Here is an 18877-nt window from a genome sequence, read left to right as displayed (position 1 = left end):
TGTAAAGGGCTTTGTTTTTATCTGAGGTTACCATGACAAATCAAATCAACAATGTTGTCATCGTCGGCGGAGGTACTGCTGGCTGGCTTACTGCAAGCTTACTTGCAAAAGTACTTGGCAAGCAGATTTCTATTACGCTAGTTGAGTCAAAAGACATCGCCACAATTGGCGTTGGCGAGGCAACCATTCCTCCCATCATTCCTTTTAATGCCGCCATTGGCATTGATGAAAAAGCCTTTATCAAAGCAACTAATGCAACTATTAAGCTTGGCATTCAGTTTGAAAACTGGGGGCAACAAGGCGAGCATTATATGCATGCGTTTGGTAGTTTTGGTAAGGACTTTCCATTTTGTAATTTTTTGAATTATTGGCTTAAAGCCAAAGAGCGGGGTGATACGAGTAGTTTTTGGGATTACTCGATTAATTATCAAGCAGCAAAGCGCAACCGCTTCGATAAGCTCCAGCATCTACCAAATACCAAATTACCGGGGACTAGCTACGCCTATCATTTTGACGCGAGTTTATACGCAGAGTTTTTGCGAAATCACGCAGAGCAGCTCGGGGTAAAGCGCATTGAAGGCAAAGTAACCCGTGTCGAAACTCACCATAACAATGGCTTTGTTAAATCACTCACGCTCGAAAACCAAGCGCTTGTAACAGGTGATTTGTTTGTCGATTGTTCTGGTTTGCACGGTTTATTGCTTGATAAAACCCTGAATGTTGGCTTTGAAGATTGGCGCCATTGGTTACCCTGTGATAGTGCTTTGGCTGTACCGTGTGAACATGATGAGAATGAAATTAAACCCTACACACGTTCAATTGCTCATGATGCCGGTTGGCAATGGCAAATTCCGCTAACCAATCGCATTGGTAATGGTTTGGTTTACGCCAGCAATCATCTCTCGGATGATGACGCAAAACAATTACTGCTAAATAACTTACCCGGTAGGGCGCTTGCAGAGCCAAAGCTTATTCGCTTTCGCACTGGCCGTCGCTTAAAACAATGGCATAAGAATGTCGTGGCGATAGGCCTTTCAAGTGGTTTTCTAGAGCCACTTGAATCAACCAGTATTCACCTAATTCAAACTGCGGCAACTCGCCTCGTAAAGCATTTTCCGTTAATGGGAATTAATGATGGCGTTGTAGCAGAGTTTAATCGTCAAAGTCAGGTTGAATTTGAACGCATTCGCGATTTTATTATTTTGCATTACAAATTAACCGAGCGCACAGACAGTGCTTTTTGGCGTCAGTGTAATGATATGGACGTGCCAAACAGCTTACGCCACAAAATACAGCTTTTTGCTGATAACGCATTGTTTTTCAGACAAGATGACGAGTTGTTTAGTGAAGTGGCCTGGCAGCAAGTGATGATAGGGCAAGGTATTACGCCAGCGCAATATCATCCACTCGCGCAAAACTTAAATGATGCACAAATTAAAGATTTACTTGAAAGCTTAAAAACCTTGGTTGCCCACACCAGTGAAAAACTGCCAACCCATAATGAATTTTTAAAACGATTTGGTAATTAAATGAAAAAGAAGATGTATGCCTTATTTGCGCTTATTGTGGCGTCAAATAGTGTCAGTGCCCAATCTAAACTTGTAGAAGAACAAAACAAAGTGCAAAAGCCAGTTGTTTATCAGGTGTTTACCCGTTTGTTTGGCAACACAAATACAACCAATAAACCCTGGGGTAGCAAGGCTGAAAATGGTGTTGGAAAATTTGCTGATTTTACCCCGAAAGCGCTTAATGAAATAAAAGATATGGGTGTTAGTCATATTTGGTATACCGGTGTACTTCATCATGCAATGGCTGAAGATTACACACAGTTTGGTATCAGTTTAGATGATCCCGATGTGATAAAAGGACGCGCGGGTTCCCCTTATGCCATTAAAGATTACTATTCAGTTAACCCAGATCTTGCAAATAATCCGGCCAAGCGTATTGAAGAGTTTGAAGCACTGATCAAACGTAGCCATGCTGCAGGTTTAAAAGTAATTATTGATATTGTGCCAAATCACGTTGCGCGCCGCTATGAGTCTATCGCGAAACCTAAAGGTGTGATTGGTTTAGGTGAAAAGGACGATACCAGCGTTACTTATTCCAAGTTTAATGATTTTTACTATATTCCTGGAGCAGCGTTTTCACTGCCTAAATTTCCTGAATATTATTCACCTTTAGGCGGTGATGCGCATCCATTAGTTGATGGAAAGTTTGATGAAACCCCAGCGAAATGGACAGGTAATGGCTCACGCGAGGCGCAGCCAAATTTTAATGACTGGTACGAAACAGTAAAAGTAAACTACGGTGTAAAACCTGATGGCAGTTATGATTTTGCGACATTACCAAGTGAATACGCAACTAAGAGCTATCGAGATGTTGTCGCGTTTTGGCAAAGTAAAGAGCTACCAAGCAGTTGGCACAAAATGCGCGATATCGCGTTTTATTGGTTAGACAAAGGGGTTGATGGCTTTCGCTATGATATGGCTGAAATGGTACCCGTAGAATTTTGGAGCTACTTAAATGCGCATATCAAGCGCAAAAACCCGCACGCCACGTTAATTGCAGAAGTATACAATCCAACACTTTATCGTGATTATATCCACTTAGGTAAAATGGATTATCTCTACGACAAAGTCGGTTTTTACGATACGTTAAAGTGGGTAATGCAAGGAAAGCAATCGGCAACGACCTTAATGCCTGTTCACCACGAAGTAAAAGACATTGCGCCACATATGCTTAACTTTTTAGAAAATCATGATGAGCAGCGCATTGCGAGCCCTGATTTTGTCGGCGATATGGATAAAGGCAAACCGGCGATGGTGGTCTCGCACCTTATCAGCCAATCACCTAGTTTAATTTACTTTGGTCAAGAAGTAGGGGAGCCAGGCGCTGAAAACGCCGGGTTTGGTAGCCCAACACGTACCAGTATTTTTGATTATGTTGGCGTGCCTCAACATCAAAAATGGGTGAATAATGGCAAATTTGATGGTGGCTTGTTATCAGACCAACAAAAAGCGCTGCGCGAATTCTATAAAACATTATTAAATTTGGCCAAGCGCGATGCCATTAAACAAGGTTCGCTGATTGATATCACCAGTGAGCTAGGTGAGGCTAAAGATAAGGTGATTGGCTTTATCCGTAAAAGCGAGCATGACACTTTGCTGATACTTGCTAATTTTGGCGATAAAGAGCAGTCAGTTACATTGCCATATAATGTGAAGCCAGCAAATCTGTTGCGCTTTGCTGGCAATAACAAAATTCAAACTAATAATAAAACAACTAACTTCACACTAGTGCCCGAGGGCGCAGTAGTTGTGGTAGTGGAGTAATTTATGACAACACCCGTGCAAGACAAACCAACGCTGTCGTTTTGGCAAATATGGAATATGTGCTTTGGTTTTATGGGCATTCAATTTGGTTTTGCCCTGCAAAATGGCAATGTGAGCCGTATTTTCCAAACCTTAGGTGCAAATATCGATGAAATTCCTATTTTATGGATTGCCGCGCCGCTTACAGGTTTAATTGTGCAGCCGATTGTTGGTTATTTTAGTGACCGCACTTGGGGGAAATTAGGTCGCCGTAGGCCTTTCTTTTTATACGGTGCACTGGCAACAACATTAGCACTGTGTATTATGCCAAATTCGCCCACCTTGTGGATTGCGGCAGGCATGTTATGGATTATGGATGCTGCTATCAACGTGACGATGGAGCCGTTTCGTGCACTTGTAGGTGACAACCTTCCGAAGAAGCAACGCGGTATGGGTTATGCAATGCAGAGCTTTTTCATTGGTGTTGGCGCCGTAGTTGCATCGGCACTGCCTTGGATGATGACTAATTGGTTTGGTATTAGTAATACCGCAGAAGCTGGTGTTATTCCAGAATCAGTAACATTTTCATTCTATTTTGGTGCTGTGGTATTACTGGTTGCGGTACTTTGGACCATTGTCACTACTAAAGAATATAGCCCTGAAGAGCTCGCGAAGTATGAAGATCCACAAGTAACGCTTGCATATTCAAACCAAGGCCACTTGCCGTTTGCTCGCATTGGCGTGGCATTACTTGGCTTAGGTTTGTTAGTTTTGGCGGCAGTGTATGTGTTATCGCTTGGTACAGATATCGTATTCTTAGGCGGCGCGCTGAGTGTATTTGGTGGGCTCTTTTTACTTTCAAACAGTATGCAAACTCGTGGTAAAACGCAAAACGGTTTTTATACGGTGATGTCTGACATGATGAGCATGCCAAGCACCATGAAACAATTAGCCGTTGTACAGTTTTTTAGTTGGTTTGCCCTTTTTGCGATGTGGATTTACACCACTCCCGCCGTAACCAGTTTTCACTTTGGCAGCAGCGACGTTGCAACAAAAGCGTATAACGATGGTGCTGATTGGGTAGGGGTATTATTTGCAGCCTACAACGGCTTTTCAGTAATTGCCGCAATTGTTATTCCGCTAATGGTGAAAAAGCTTGGCTTAAAAGTGAGCCATATGATCAATTTATTGCTTGGCGCTGGCGGTATGTTGAGCTTTGCCTTTATTTCGAATAGCGATCATCTTATTTATGCCATGGTAGCCATCGGCTTTGTTTGGGCATCTGTTTTATCTCTGCCATATGCCATGCTTAGTAACGCCTTGCCGAGCAATAAAATGGGTGTGTATATGGGCATTTTCAACTTTTTTATCGTTATTCCGCAAATGTTAGCAGCAACCATTTTAGGCGCATTAGTGCGCTTTGTATTCGATGGTGAAGCAATTTATGCACTCTCTCTAGGTGGCGTTTCATACTTGATTGCTGCCCTTGCGGTAACCCGTGTGACCTATAACAAGTAAATGACAACAAGTGAACAATTAACCATGTTTAAAACTAAATTTGTTAAACAATCATTGCTTGCAAGCGCAGTAGCACTTGCAATTACAGGCTGTGGTGCTGAAGTGGCAAAAACTAACTCAGCAAGTACAGCGCAAAACAATTTAACTGCCCCAGGCGCACCAGGTAGCAAACCGTTCTGGGCTTATTCAGGCAAAACCGGTATCGGTACTAGCTACGAAGCCTATTTAGATGGCAGTTACAGTGATAAGGCGGCAACAGGTGCCGTTTCAAAAGTGTGGTTTTCATTAGCGCAGGGGATTATTACCGAAACCATGTTTGGTTTAATTCATCAAGCACAGTTAAAAGAAATGCAATTTGTTGTTAAAGGCAACAACTTCATTGCTTCAGAACTTGATGATACCCAGTGGCAAATTGACTACCTACAAAAAGACGAACTAGGCAGACCCTTGTCACTTGCTTACAAGCTGACGAATACCGACAAACAAGGCCGCTTTAAAATTGAAAAGCACATTTTTACTGATAGCAACAACCAAACGTTATTTGTAAAAGTGGTTTTAGAATCACTTAAAGGCGAGGCATTATCACTTTATGTTCATGCTAACCCGTATGTGAATAATAACGGTGTTGGCGATAAAGCCATGGTGAAAGAGGATAAACTCGTTGCGGTTGATGGCGACAATTATCTAACACTTTCAAGTAACACCGCATTTGAACAAGCGAGTGTAGGTTTTGTTGGTACATCTGATTTGATATCACAAATGAAATCGGGCGAAACGTTCACAAGCTATGCAACAACCGGTGATAAACCTGGCAACGTGTCGCTTGACGCCTTACTTGGTAGTACATCAAGCAAAGCAGAATTTGATTTAACACTGTCATTTGGTAACACCTTGGATGAAAGTATTGCGGCAGCAAACGCAAGCCAACAAAAAGGTTACCAAGCGCTATTAACTGAATTTGGTGCAGATTGGCAAGGCTATTTAGCGTCACTTGATCTGGAAGCGCTAAGCTCGCAATCAGCCGATAATGGTCGTTTAGCGTATGCCAGTGCCTTAGTGTTAAAAGCGCAGGAAGACAAAACACATGCGGGCGCATTGATTGCATCACTGTCAAACCCATGGGGTGACACCGTACCTGCAATTGAAGGGCATACCGGATACAAAGCTGTTTGGGTACGTGATTTCTACCAAGTAGCAATGGCGTTTTTAGCTATGGGTGATAAAGCCACCGCGAAAACGGCGTTTGAATACCTAGAAAAAGTACAAGTGACCGATAAAACACCGGGTAACCAAGGTGATACAGGTTGGTTTTTACAAAAGACTCATGTTGACGGTGAGTTGGAATGGGTGGGTGTTCAATTGGACCAAACCGCGATGCCAATTATGCTTGGTTGGAAGCTTTATCTTGCCGATGTGCTTAGCAAAGAAGAACTGATCCTTTGGTTTAATAAAATGCTTAAACCTGCGGCAGATTTTTTAGTGGAAGGTGGTCTTGCTAAAATTTTATGGAATGACACCGAAATAAAGCCGCCATTTACTCAACAAGAACGTTGGGAAGAGCAAGCGGGGCATTCGCCGTCAACCACAGCCGCTGTAATTGCTGGTCTTATTACCGCAAGTGAAATTGCAAAGCTGGCAGGCGATGATGCCTTGGCTGCTAAGTACTTCAATGTTGCAAAGGATTACAACGCCAAAGTTGAATCGCGCATGTATACCACTAAAAGTACGTTACCGAGCGACGCATCAAACGGTCAGCATTATGTTCGCATTAGCCAAGATGACGATGCAAACTCAACAACTGTTTTAGGCGATAACAATGGGCGCAAAGGTTTAGTTAAACAAAGCATTTTGGATGGCGGCTTTTTGGAACTTGTGCGTTACGGTGTAAGAAGCGCTGAGGATAAGCATATTATTGATACGCTTGATGAATATGATGCACAAAATTTACCTGAAAACCTTAAAGTAAAATATAACTTTACTTTTGAGGGGGTAGAGGGACAATTCCCAGGCTGGCGCCGTTACGGTAATGACGGTTATGGTGAAGATGAGGTGACTGGCACCAACTACGCCGAAGGCGGCAATAATACCCCAGGACAACGTGGACGTGTTTGGCCATTCTTTACCGGTGAGCGAGGCCACTATGAAATTGCAAAACTCGCGCAATCTGATTCGTTCGATGCGAAACAGCAAGCCGCATTGACGCAAACCTATGTTAAAGGCATGGAACAATTCGCCAACGAAGGCTTAATGTTACCAGAGCAAGTGTGGGATGGTGTTGGTGTTAACCCGCATAATTACACATTTGGCGAAGGCACAAATTCAGCGACGCCACTTGCCTGGACACACGCGGAGTACATTAAGTTATTGCGCTCAATGTCAGATAAACAAGTTTGGGATTACTACCCAGTAGTCAAAGAAAAGTTGAATTAAAAAAGGCGCGTTAAGCGCCTTTTTTAATTTACTTTCAAAGAGTAAAACTTCTGGAAGCCCAGCAGTCAGTTATTTGAAAAACATACTTTTAAGTGGTAACGTTCCTATTAGTAGTTATTAATTTACAGGGAGTGTATATGGCAAAAAGATTGTTTTACATTGCAACAGCAACTGTTTTATTCGGGTGTAACTCAACTGCTGATATAGAAAGTCGTAAATACGCTGATTTGAGCGTATCAAACGATTTTTCGGAATTATTGCAGTTTAATTCAGTAAAGAGATTTGCACCACGTTATCCTGAAGAACAAGTGGTTTCGCGCAAGCAAGGGTGTGCAACTATCGAATATGTAGTAACAGCGGAACACAAAATTGAAGATATAACGTCAATAAACTCTACTCATAAAAGCTTTGCGAGAGAGGCAAAAAACGTTATTCCTAAATGGAATTGGCAAGCGTTAAGTGGAGCAGGGATGGATAAACCTATAAAGCTCCGAACTCGGTTTGAGTATTGCTTAGAAGATGGAAAAGGAAACTGTGCAATAAATAAATTAATTGCAAGGAGTCAATGTCCTGGCAATGATGTTGTGGCATCTGTTGGCACTTTAATAAGTAAAGAAATAGCATTTTAAAAGGCGCGTTAAGCGCCTTTTTTATGCCGAATGCCTCACAACCAAGGTGGGCTTTAGTTGGGTTTGTGCTGGTGGCTCGTCTTTTAATTGGGCTAGCAAATTCGCCACAAGCATTTCTCCCGCAACAGACGTACTTTGATTAACTGTGGTGAGTGCGGGCTCAGTAAAGCTCGCAACGGGAATATCATCAAAGCCAATCACGCTAATATCTTCAGGTACATTTAATCCCGCTTCTTTGATTGCGCGAATAGCGCCAATTGCAATTAAGTCACTGGCAGCAAAAATAGCATTAATAGGGCGTTTTAAGCTAAGCAAAGTCTTGGTGGCGTTATAGCCTGACTCATCGGTTGAAATCGCATTAATAATTTGGCGCGCATCAACATCTAAACCATGTTTATTAAGCGTGTCTTTAAAGCCATTAAAACGGGCGAAAAATTCAGGGCTGTGTTCTGATGCATCACCGATAAATGCACATTGTGTGCGCTTTTTCGCGACTAAAAACTCTGCAACTTGCTCACCGCCAAAATAGTTATCACAGGAAATGGAGAGCTCTGGGCGCGAATCAACACGGGCGCCCCAACATACAAACTTAGTGTTGTTTTGTAATAGTGTGGCAAGTCGCGCTTGGTAATCTATGTAATCGCCGTAGCCCAGCAAAATTAAGCCATCAGCGCGGTGACTGTCTTCGTATTGCGCTTGCCAATCTTGATCCATTTGCTGAAATGACACGAGTAAATCATAGCCTTGATTAGCACAGGCACGCGTGATTGAGCCCAACATTGATAGAAAAAACGGATTGATCATTGATTCATCGCTGGTGGGATCTTCAAATAGTAACAGTGCAATGGTGTTGCTTTGTTGCGTGCGCAGGTTACTGGCGTTTTTATCGACTTTGTAATTAAGTTTTTTGGCAATCTCAAAGACTTTCTTTTTGGTCTCCTCGTTCACTAACGGGCTGTTGCGCAATGCGCGCGAAACCGTAGATTGTGATACGCCTGCATAGTGGGCAATATCGAACGATGTGGCTTTGGATTTACTCAACTGTGCACCTTTTTATGATAAACACGCTAATTTAGACGGTATTTTAGCCATAAACTTAATAAAAAAACTAACTTTATGTGATGAGATATTGAATTTAATCTGACACCGGTGTCATAATTAGTCAACTTAACCGAAGTCAATTGGGTTTGTTGCCATTTAGTTGATTGTCTGTAGCAGGGCAAGATATAACTACTTACGAGTTGCAATTGCTGCACTTAAAAATTAGCTAATTCAATTGAGAGAATTAATATGTTTGAGCCTATATTAGTTGCGGATGTTGGCGGTACAAATGCACGCTTTGCACTCGTTACAGCATTTGATAAAACGACAAAAGAAATTGTATTTAATAACATTCAAAAGTTTTCAAGTTTAGAGTTTGATAGCTTTGCTGATGTTGTTGCAGCCTACATTTCTACCCTAGAAAGCGTGCCCAACAATGCATGCTTTGCCGTTGCGGGTCCACGTAAAAAAGACACGGTCTTTTTAACTAACTTAGGTTGGCAATTTAATGTAAGCGATATTAAACAGCAATTCGGCTTTGCTAATTTTAAAGTGATCAATGACTTTGCTGCATTTGCACACGCATCTCCTTATATTGATAACACTGCAAACTTAGTTATTAAAGACGGGCATAGTCACAGCGATGGTAATATTGCGGTGATTGGTCCAGGTACAGGGTTTGGCGCTGCCGCACTTGTGAAAGGCGAAGAGCAGAATGTGGTATTGAGCTGTGAAGCAGGCCATATCAGCTTAGCGGCATGTAATGAACTTGAACGCAACTTAATTACTGCATTAAGCGAAGAATTTGAACATGTTTCGGTTGAACATGTATTTTCCGGTCAGGGCATTGAAAACTTGTACCGTGCGATGGCGAAAGTCCATGGGCAAACAGCAAAGAACTTTGACGCGCCAACAATTACACAATTGGCGCTCGCAAATGATGACGACATTTGTGTAAAAACACTCAACCAATTCTGCGATTGGATTGGCGCTGTAGCAGGTGATTTGAGCCTGACCTTTAACGCGACCGGTGGTGTGTATATTGGCGGCGGTATTTTGCCCCGTTTTCAAGATAAGCTACTGGCGAGTGAGTTTGTAAAACGTTTTGTTGCAAAAGGAAAAATGCAGCACATTGTTAACGATATTCCGGTAATTTTAATCACTCAAGACAATATTCCGTTGTTGGGTGCAGCTGCCAGTTTAGATACGAAGTAATAATTAGAGATTTATATGGAAAAAGTGACGATAAATAGTGTGGCTAAACACGCTGGGGTATCAAAAAAGACGGTATCTCGCGTGCTTAATAACGAGCCAAACGTGTCTGATGCGACCCGAGAGAAGGTTCAGCAAGCGTTTAAAGAGCTAAATTATCGTCCTAATCCGATTGCCCGAGGCCTTGCCCATAACCGCAGTTTTATCATTGGTTGTTTGTATGACAACCCGTCAAAAAGTTATATCACCCGTGTACAGTCAGGCGCATTAGAAGCCTGCCAAGAGCGCAACTACAACTTGCTAATTCACCCATGTGAACTGCGCGGCGAGCCACTTATTGACAATATTGAAACACTTATTAGCACATCGCGCTTAGATGGTATTGTATTAACGCCACCATTTTCAGATAACCGCGAGTTAGTAGACCATTTAAAGCTACGCAAGATCCCGTATGCGCGCGTCGCACCAGTGACCTTAGACGACCAATCAATCTCGATTAAAAGTAACGACACGCAAGCGGCTTACGATATTACCAAGTTATTGCTAAAACTCGGCCACAAAGAAATTGCGTTTATTAAAGGTCACCCAGATCACAGTGCTACTGAAGCGCGTTTCGCCGGCTATGTTGATGCTTTGAACGAAGAGGGCATAACCCTTAAAAGTGAGTTAGTTGCCGAGGGTAACTTTAGTTATCATTCTGGTGAAGACAGTGCGCGACAAATCCTTGAATCAGCAGCTCGACCAAGTGCGGTATTTGCGTCGAATGATTACATGGCCGCAGCGGTATTAAAAGTTGCCTCGCAAATGTCACTTAAAGTACCTGATGAGCTGTCAATTGCAGGTTTTGATAATGCCCCGATTGCGCGCCATATTTGGCCGGGTCTTACAACGATTGCGCAACCGGTAGAAGATATGACATTTCGTGCGGTAAACTTATTAATCGATAAGATCAATGCGCCGGAAAGCGAAGACATCGAAGAAGTGTTCGCTGGCAAATTAATTGAGCGTGAATCGACAGCGCCTATGCAAAAATAATTTGTCACGTAAGACTTCACGCCTTACGAAAATAACGGTTGATAATTCCCAGTTAAAGCAAAGCGTTTCTTTTATTTAAGAGGCGCTAAACATTTCACTTATACCTTAGTAATACGCGGTTCCTTTGCCGCGTTTTTTCTTTATCGGCTTATATCTAAGCGTTCCTCGTAAATTATTTTTTCTTTCATTTTAATGTCATTGTCACTTGTTGAACTCAATTCATGCTTTTTATTGTAGATAAATTGGGCAGTTCACAAGAAAAGCACTAAAATTAGGGTTGACACCGGTGTCATGGATCGGTTTTAATAATGTGACACCGGTGTCATAGAGTGGTTGTGAGAGACGCTCGATATCGGACCTTTGAACGGGTAGACAAAGTCGCTCGGTACTTAGACTAGCAGGAGTCTCTAATTTAAGTACTGAGCCTTTTTCCCAAATCTTTATGAATGAGTGCGAAAATGCTACACCCAAGAATCCAAGAAGTAACCGAACGAATCATTGAACGCAGTAAAGCAACGCGTCAAGCGTATTTAGCGCGTATGACAGCAGCTAAATCTAAAAAACGCGTACGTGCTGGCTTAGGTTGCGGTAACCTTGCACACGTAATGGCAGCCTGTTCAAGCTCAGACAAAGCATTATTAACCAAAGACGAACAACCTAATCTTGGTATTATCAATTCTTACAACGACATGCTTTCAGCGCATGTGCCTTACAAAGAATACCCAGATCTAATTAAAAAGGTTGCAACCAAATTTAATGCCACTGCACAAGTTGCCGGTGGTGTACCTGCTATGTGTGATGGTGTAACGCAAGGCCGTGATGGCATGGAGCTTTCACTTTTTTCCCGTGATGTGATTGCAATGTCTACGGCTGTTTCACTGTCGCACGACGTTTTTGATGGCGTATTTTGTTTAGGTCTGTGTGACAAAATTGTCCCGGGCCTTGTAATTGGCTCACTGTCTTTTGGCCACTTGCCAATTTACTTTTTACCAGCAGGCCCAATGCCTTCAGGTATTCCAAATAAAGAAAAAGCGCGTGTACGCCAAAAATTTGCGCAAGGTTTAATCGGTCGTGATGAATTACTTGCAGCAGAAAGCGCGTCTTATCACAGTGCAGGTACATGTACTTTCTACGGTACCGCTAACTCTAACCAAATGTTGATGGAAATTATGGGTCTGCACCTGCCAGGCAGCTCGTTTGTAAATCCATACACAGAATTACGTGATGGTTTAACGGTTAACGCGGTAGAAATGATGCTTAACCAGCTGATCACCAGCCAAGATGCCAATCCAATTGGTGAAATTGTCAGTGAAAAAACGATTGTGAATGGTTTAGTCGGCTTACTTGCAACGGGTGGTTCAACGAATCATGCAATTCACTTAGTTGCAATGGCAAAAGCAGCAGGCGTAGAAATTACATGGAAAGACATGTCAGATATTTCTGAAGTTGTGCCATTACTTGCACGTGTTTATCCAAATGGTTCGGCAGATGTTAACCATTTCCATGCAGCAGGTGGTTTACCGTTCTTAGTGAAAGAGCTATTAAAAGGCGGTTTCTTACACGAAGATGTGAAGACCATTGTTGGTAATAGCCTAAACGATTACACCAAAGAGCCAGTAATTGATACTTCGGTAATTGCTACCGACAACCAAATTGCAGCGAAAGTGAAATGGCAAGATTGCCCAGAAAATTCGCACGATGAAGAAGTACTTCGCCCAGTTACAAATCCATTTAACCCGCAAGGTGGCTTGCAGCTATTAACGGGTAACTTGGGCCATGCGGTGATTAAAGTATCTGCGGTACAAGAGCAGCATCAAACAGTGACAGCACCTGCAAAAGTATTTAATTCGCAAGCAGGATTGCAAGATGCTTTTGCTCGCGGCGAACTTGAAACTGATTTTATCGCCGTAATTAAAGAGCAAGGTCCTAAAGCGAAAGGTATGCCAGAGCTACACAAACTAACGCCAATTATGGCAACGTTGCAAGACAAAGGCTTTAAGGTGGCGATTGTTACTGACGGCCGTATGTCGGGCGCGTCAGGTAAAGTGCCAGCGGCTATTCACCTTGCGCCTGAAGCAGTCGAGGGTGGCTTTATTGCAAAAATCCGCGAAGGTGATGTGGTAACACTTGATGCACCAAATGGCGTATTAAAAGTACATGTTGCTGATGATGAATTTGCACAGCGTGAAATTGAAATTAGCGAACAAGTTCAAACTTTTGGAACAGGTCGTGAGTTGTTTGAAGGTATTCGCCAAACGGTATCTAGCGCAGATTTAGGTGCCAGTGCATTTGGTCTTATCTACCCAAATACAAACCAATAACAGGAAGTAAAAATGAGTATTGAAAAAATTCTTCAAGCAGCACCGGTAGTCCCTGTTGTTGTTATTAATAACCTTGAAGACGCAGTGCCACTTGCAAAGGCATTGTACAACGGTGGCTTACGCGCATTAGAGATTACCCTGCGTACACCTGTAGCGGTAGAAGCAATTAAACAAATTAAACAAGCATTGCCAGAAGCGTATGTTGGTACTGGCACTGTAATAGATAAAGCTACGTTTAATGCATCAATTGAAGCGGGCGCTGATTTTATGGTGAGCCCTGGTGTTAACGATGAGTTGTTAGCGCTTGCCAGTGAAACTGATGTGCCATTTTTACCAGGTGCCGCGACACCAAGTGAAGTGATGCAGCTGGCAGCAAAAGGCTTTGGCTTTTTAAAGTTTTTCCCAGCAGAGGCCGCCGGTGGTGTGCCAATGTTGAAGTCAATTTTTGGTCCACTACCACATGTTAAGTTTTGCCCAACTGGCGGTGTAAGCCTTGCCAGTGCGCCTAACTATTTAGCACTGCCAAATGTAGTGTGTGTGGGTGGTACTTGGATGTTAGATAAAGAATTAATCGCAAATAAAGACTGGCAAGCAATCGAAGAGTTAGCGCGCCAAGCAAGTAAAGTGAATGAGGGTGAATAAGATGATCAGAGTAGCTATTAACGGTTATGGCCGTATTGGACGCAACGTATTACGCGCGCTTTATGAGTCAAATCGCGAACAAGAAATTAAAATTGTTGCAATTAACGACTTAGCACCAGCTAACGTAAATGCACACCTTACACAGTACGATTCAGTGCATGGTACGTTTGGTAAAAAAGTAACGCTTGCTGAAAACACACTGGTTATCGACAACGATGAAATTGCATTAGTACAAGAACGCGATCCTGCAAACTTGCCTTGGGCTGATTTAGCTGTGGACATCGTGCTTGAATGTACTGGTCTTTTCACATCGCGTGACGCGGCAGCAAAACACATTGAAGCGGGTGCAAAACGTGTAATCGTATCTGCACCAGGTACAGATATGGACGCAACGGTTGTGCACGGTGTTAACTCAGATGTGTTAAACGCTGATAGCATTATTATTTCAAATGCGTCGTGTACAACTAACTGTTTAGCACCTGTTGCTAAAGCGCTTAACGATACAATTGGTATTGAGCAAGGCAGCATGACAACAATTCATGCTTACACCAACGACCAAAACTTATCGGACGTGTACCACAGTGATTTATACCGTGCGCGTAGTGCAACACAAAGTATGATCCCAACAAAAACCGGCGCAGCAAAAGCGGTTGGCTTAGTATTGCCTGAGCTTGCTGGTAAGCTAGACGGCATGGCGGTACGTGTACCAACAATCAATGTATCACTTGTGGATTTAACCTTTATTGCTAAGCGCGACACGACAGCTGAAGAAGTAAACGCAGCGGTTAAAGCAGCAGCTGAAGGTGCAATGGCAGAAGTACTTGAGTACAACGAAGCACCGCTTGTATCAATTGATTTTAACCACAACCCTGCGTCTTCAGTATTCGATGCAACGCAAACTAAGGTTGATGGTAAATTAGTTAAAGTAATGGCTTGGTACGATAACGAATGGGGTTTCTCAAACCGCATGCTCGACCAAGTAACAGCATTAGGTAAGTTTTTATAATTTACTCTACCGACTAAGTAAAAACGGCTGCATCTGCAGCCGTTTTTGTTTTACAATGCTAAAAAACAAAGGATTGTTTATGAGTTTAGCATCACACCCTGCGACATGGTCGCACTCAATTGCCAAGTCTAAATTGCGCGTTATCGCATTTTCGCTTCTTCATTTCGCTTTACTATTTTTTGCCCTTTGGCTGATGTTTGACCAAATATCACTTAAGCAGGATATTAAGGCACTTACGTTTACTGATTTACTTAGTTCGAGCAGCTTAGTGTTATTTATTGGTGGGTTTTATCCGTGTTTCTATCTGTATGCCATTTATCGTTTACTTGAAACGAATGCGTCAGACTCTAAGTTATAAAAGTCTTATGGTCACTGTAAGCTTGTTATAAAATGCTCATTATCACCTAATTTTATTTACGTTTATTTTGTTTTAGTTTTTGTGAGGGAATATGAAAAAATCATTATTGGTTATTTTTGCTTTAGTGTTTTTAAGTGCATGTAGCGAACCGTTACCGGACGATAGATTATCGTATGCGGGGGAGTGGTCGAGTAAAGAAATGTATTTGCTAATCTTGCCTGACGGCACAGTATCTTATAAGCGCCTGAAGGGCGGTGGTAGCACTGAGGTTAATGGGCCACTTAAAGAGTTTCAAGGTGATGATTTTATTGTAGGTATAGGATTTTTAACGACTACATTCGATGTAACAGAGCCACCTTCGATTGAAAACGATCAGTGGGTCATGACAGTCGATGGTGTTAAGCTCACTAAACGTGAAGAATAATACCAATTCTGTTAAGTATGAGATCAGGGATAGCGCTGGATAAATGAAATGGTAACAAGGCAGAATTTTTCTTATGTAGTTGTTTTAAATTGATAAATTCTAACGCAGTTAGCATGATATTTAGTCCGCTAGGATAGGCTGCTATTTAAGTGAATTGGTATAATCCCAGCTCTGATTAAAAAAGCCGACACTGTTTGTCGGCTTTTTTATACGTTATAAACGGCGTCAGTTAGCTTGCAAGCGTTTCTGCTACATCGGCAATTTGTTGGCGCAGCCAAATATGGCTTGCATCGCGGTGTAATAATGGACTCCAAATCATATCGAGTTCAAACGGTGGAATAGGGAACGGTGGCTCGACTATTTTTAGCGCGTTATCACTTTCATAAATTTTAGCTACTTTGGTTGGTAGCGTGGCGATTAGGTTTTGTGCTTTAGCAAGGTGGATAGCCACATGGTAATTACGGGTAAATGATGCAATATTGCGGTGTTTACCAAAATGAGCAAGTGCTTCATCAACCCAGCCAAGTTTTTGTACATCGGCAGGATCCATGCCCACACCCACACCAAAACCTGTTTTACTAACCCAAATATGACGGGCTTTTAAGTATGCATCTAAACTGTAGTTTTCTAATACGGGATTGTTGGCGTTCACCACGCACGAAAAACTGTCTTTCCATATACGCTTTTGGTGGAATGATTGCGGTAAATTATCAAACCGGTTAATCGCCATATCCACTTTGCCATTTTCTACGTCGTGAAAGGTTACGTCGCTTGGCGTAACAATATCGAGCGTTGTATCAGGGGCTAAGGATTGTAAGCGGTTTAATAACATAGGCGCGAGGGTGCTTGCAGCGTAGTCGCTGGCCATGATACGAAACACGCGATTACTGCTTGCTGGTTCGAAATCGCGGTTAGGCTGCAGTGTTTCTTCAAGGGTTAATAATACCCCGCGGATCACAGGTTGTAATTCTTTAGCGCGTTCAGTCGGCACCATACCATCACTGGTTCTCACCAAGATTGGGTCGTTTAACAGTGCTCGCAGGCGTTTTAAACCGTTACTCATAGCGGGTTGTGTAATGTTTAACTGATTTGCTGCACGCGTCACATTACATTCTCTTAGCAGGGTATCTAAATACACCAAAAGGTTTAAATCGACTTTACTAATATTCATTTTATTTATGTGGCTAAAGTATTTTATAAAAGACTTTAATAAACGAATGAATAAATAACAAGATGTTATCGTAATTTAAATCTTAGACTTTCGGGGTAAGGGTAAATATCTGTACTTATGCCTTGTTTAATTTTTTGTTGTTCATCACGCCAGAAACTTGCGGTACTGAGTTCAGGGTGTTGGTCGAGCAGCAAGGCTTTTATATGTGGATCTGTGGTAACAAACGTGGTGAGTTGTTCAATAAAGACATCTTGTGGCGCAACTGAATAGGCATCGGGGTAATCAAAATAACCGTCGGATTTAGGTAAATCGCGGAAATTCATATCGGTTAAATACTGCACTTCGTCATAGTCATAGAAAATAACGCGTTTGTGCTTAGTTACACCAAAGTTCTTTAACAGCATATCGCCTGGGAAAATATTGGCCGACATCATCTCTTTAAGTGCTTGGCCATATTCGCCCATTACATGACGTTTATCTTGCTCGTTGGCATCTTGTAAAAACAAATTAAGCGGTGTCATACGCCTTTCAATGTAAAGATGCTTAATGATTAATAAGTCACCGTCAAATTCGAGTGAACCGGCAATTGATTTCTTTAGCCGGTTTAACAAAGGCTCTGGAAAGCGTGAAATTGGAAAGGCAACATCTGAGAATTCAATGGTATCGGCCATGCGTCCGACTTTATCGTGTTGTTTTACCAATTGATATCGTTCAAGTACGGTGCGTCTGCCAAAGGGTTTACCATCACCAAATTTATCGCGAATAACTTTAAATACATACGGAAAAGTAGGGTGGGTAAATACTTCCATAACCATGCCAGGAGTACCTGCGGCTACTTCGAAATCTTCTTTGCATGAGGCTAAATGATTTAAAAACTCGCGATAAAACTCACTTTTACCTTGTTTATGAAAACCAATGGCGTTGTACAGCTCAGCGGGTGTGCGGTTCGGCATAAGCTGATTTAAAAAGCTTACAACACCTGAGGGCGAGCGAGTATTGACCATAAAGTACGCCCGAGCAAAGCCAAACACTACCCGCATTTGGATTGAATTTGTTAGCACGGCATCAATATACAGCCCTTTATTTTTTTTGTGCAAAATAGGAATAATAAACGGCTGTACGCCATTTTTACTAACAATACGGCCGACAATGTAAGCTGCTTTGTTGCGATAAAACGGTGCTTTCAATATATCAAAGCGCATTTGGTGGTTGCGCGAGTTTACATTAGGGGCTTGCTTAACAAAGGCTTTAACAATATTTTTTATATCTGATTCAAGGTCGATAAACGGTGCTTTTAAATCGAATTGGGCGAATATTTGTTTAATGGTGGGTAAAAGGCCATCGACGACAGGAAAAAAGCTTTTGTATTCTTCTTCAACCGGTACCAGTGGTGCGGTTAAAGTACTTTCAACAAAAATAAAGTCGTTATTAAAATATTTGCGGTGGTATAAGCGGCAAAATACAGAGTTAAAAAAGGTTTCAGCCAGCTCGGCCTGTGGGTGAAAACTCAGTAAATCGGTATACTCGGCTTTCGTGGCAAGCCATAATTCGGTATCGATATGCGAGGCATCAATGCGGCGTTTTAACTTTTCAATACATTCATTTACGCGCTTGTCGTAGTAACTAATGCGCTCAGCGCTAATACGCTGCATTGATTGCCAATCGGCATTGGCAAAATGCACTTGAGCTTGCGAGGTTAATCCTTGAAACAATGAATAGTGATGGCTAAACCCTTTTAAAATTAAGTTAGCAATAACCTGGCTCAACTGCATTTTTATA

General features: G+C 42.2%; 15 protein-coding genes. 12 read left to right on the top strand and 3 right to left on the bottom strand.

Going from position 1 to position 18877, the window contains the following annotated elements; all coding sequences use genetic code 11:
* Positions 1 to 32: 32 nt before the first annotated feature.
* From AC2IOM_RS12255 to AC2IOM_RS12235, 5 genes are all read left to right on the top strand, one after another.
* Positions 33 to 1529, top strand: coding sequence for a tryptophan halogenase family protein (locus tag AC2IOM_RS12255; protein WP_486358526.1), 1497 nt, complete (start codon positions 33 to 35; stop codon positions 1527 to 1529).
* On the top strand, positions 1530 to 3332 hold the full coding sequence (locus tag AC2IOM_RS12250; protein WP_486358525.1) for an alpha-amylase family glycosyl hydrolase: 1803 nt from the start codon (positions 1530 to 1532) through the stop codon (positions 3330 to 3332).
* Between the two features lie 3 nt (positions 3333 to 3335).
* A complete protein-coding gene (locus AC2IOM_RS12245) occupies positions 3336 to 4829 on the top strand; it encodes an MFS transporter (RefSeq protein WP_486358524.1) in 1494 nt (497 codons plus the stop codon).
* Positions 4830 to 7259 (top strand): glycoside hydrolase family 15 protein, encoded by a 2430-nt coding sequence (locus AC2IOM_RS12240; RefSeq protein ID WP_486358523.1) that lies wholly within the window; start codon positions 4830 to 4832, stop codon positions 7257 to 7259.
* 137 nt (positions 7260 to 7396) lie between these two features.
* The gene (locus AC2IOM_RS12235; protein ID WP_486358522.1) at positions 7397 to 7888 is read left to right on the top strand and encodes an energy transducer TonB; all 492 of its coding nucleotides are present in this window, start codon (positions 7397 to 7399) and stop codon (positions 7886 to 7888) included.
* A 21-nt stretch (positions 7889 to 7909) separates the two neighbouring features.
* On the opposite strand, the gene AC2IOM_RS12230 is transcribed toward AC2IOM_RS12235, so the two are convergent.
* Positions 7910 to 8929, bottom strand: coding sequence for a LacI family DNA-binding transcriptional regulator (locus tag AC2IOM_RS12230; RefSeq protein WP_105171502.1), 1020 nt, complete (start codon positions 8927 to 8929; stop codon positions 7910 to 7912).
* A 249-nt stretch (positions 8930 to 9178) separates the two neighbouring features.
* Between AC2IOM_RS12230 and glk the strand changes: the two genes are divergently transcribed.
* The 7 genes from glk to AC2IOM_RS12195 all read left to right on the top strand — a co-directional run bounded on the left by glk (position 9179) and on the right by AC2IOM_RS12195 (position 15927).
* Positions 9179 to 10144, top strand: coding sequence for a glucokinase (gene glk, locus AC2IOM_RS12225; RefSeq protein ID WP_486358521.1), 966 nt, complete (start codon positions 9179 to 9181; stop codon positions 10142 to 10144).
* Between the two features lie 15 nt (positions 10145 to 10159).
* Positions 10160 to 11176, top strand: coding sequence for a LacI family DNA-binding transcriptional regulator (locus AC2IOM_RS12220; protein WP_486358520.1), 1017 nt, complete (start codon positions 10160 to 10162; stop codon positions 11174 to 11176).
* Between the two features lie 458 nt (positions 11177 to 11634).
* On the top strand, positions 11635 to 13497 hold the full coding sequence (gene edd / locus AC2IOM_RS12215) for a phosphogluconate dehydratase (protein ID WP_010560261.1): 1863 nt from the start codon (positions 11635 to 11637) through the stop codon (positions 13495 to 13497).
* A gap of 12 nt (positions 13498 to 13509) precedes the next feature.
* Complete coding sequence (locus AC2IOM_RS12210) at positions 13510 to 14139, top strand: bifunctional 4-hydroxy-2-oxoglutarate aldolase/2-dehydro-3-deoxy-phosphogluconate aldolase (RefSeq protein WP_010560260.1); 630 nt, start codon at positions 13510 to 13512, stop codon at positions 14137 to 14139.
* Between the two features lies 1 nt (position 14140).
* A complete protein-coding gene (gap, locus tag AC2IOM_RS12205) occupies positions 14141 to 15145 on the top strand; it encodes a type I glyceraldehyde-3-phosphate dehydrogenase (RefSeq protein WP_486358519.1) in 1005 nt (334 codons plus the stop codon).
* A 79-nt stretch (positions 15146 to 15224) separates the two neighbouring features.
* Positions 15225 to 15503 carry a hypothetical protein gene (locus tag AC2IOM_RS12200; RefSeq protein WP_486358518.1) on the top strand — a complete coding sequence of 93 codons (279 nt, stop codon included), beginning with the start codon at positions 15225 to 15227 and terminating at the stop codon, positions 15501 to 15503.
* A gap of 91 nt (positions 15504 to 15594) precedes the next feature.
* The gene (locus AC2IOM_RS12195; RefSeq protein ID WP_486358517.1) at positions 15595 to 15927 is read left to right on the top strand and encodes a membrane lipoprotein lipid attachment site-containing protein; all 333 of its coding nucleotides are present in this window, start codon (positions 15595 to 15597) and stop codon (positions 15925 to 15927) included.
* Between the two features lie 229 nt (positions 15928 to 16156).
* Here AC2IOM_RS12195 and AC2IOM_RS12190 read toward each other — a convergent pair whose 3' ends face one another.
* Positions 16157 to 17098 carry a LysR family transcriptional regulator gene (locus AC2IOM_RS12190; RefSeq protein WP_486358516.1) on the bottom strand — a complete coding sequence of 314 codons (942 nt, stop codon included), beginning with the start codon at positions 17096 to 17098 and terminating at the stop codon, positions 16157 to 16159.
* Between the two features lie 65 nt (positions 17099 to 17163).
* Positions 17164 to 18870 (bottom strand): bifunctional isocitrate dehydrogenase kinase/phosphatase, encoded by a 1707-nt coding sequence (aceK, locus tag AC2IOM_RS12185; RefSeq protein WP_010560255.1) that lies wholly within the window; start codon positions 18868 to 18870, stop codon positions 17164 to 17166.
* Between the last annotated feature and the right edge of the window lie 7 nt (positions 18871 to 18877).

This window comes from Pseudoalteromonas sp. NS-SX12 (assembly GCF_057367955.1).
This window is presented reverse-complemented; position numbering and strand designations above follow the sequence as displayed.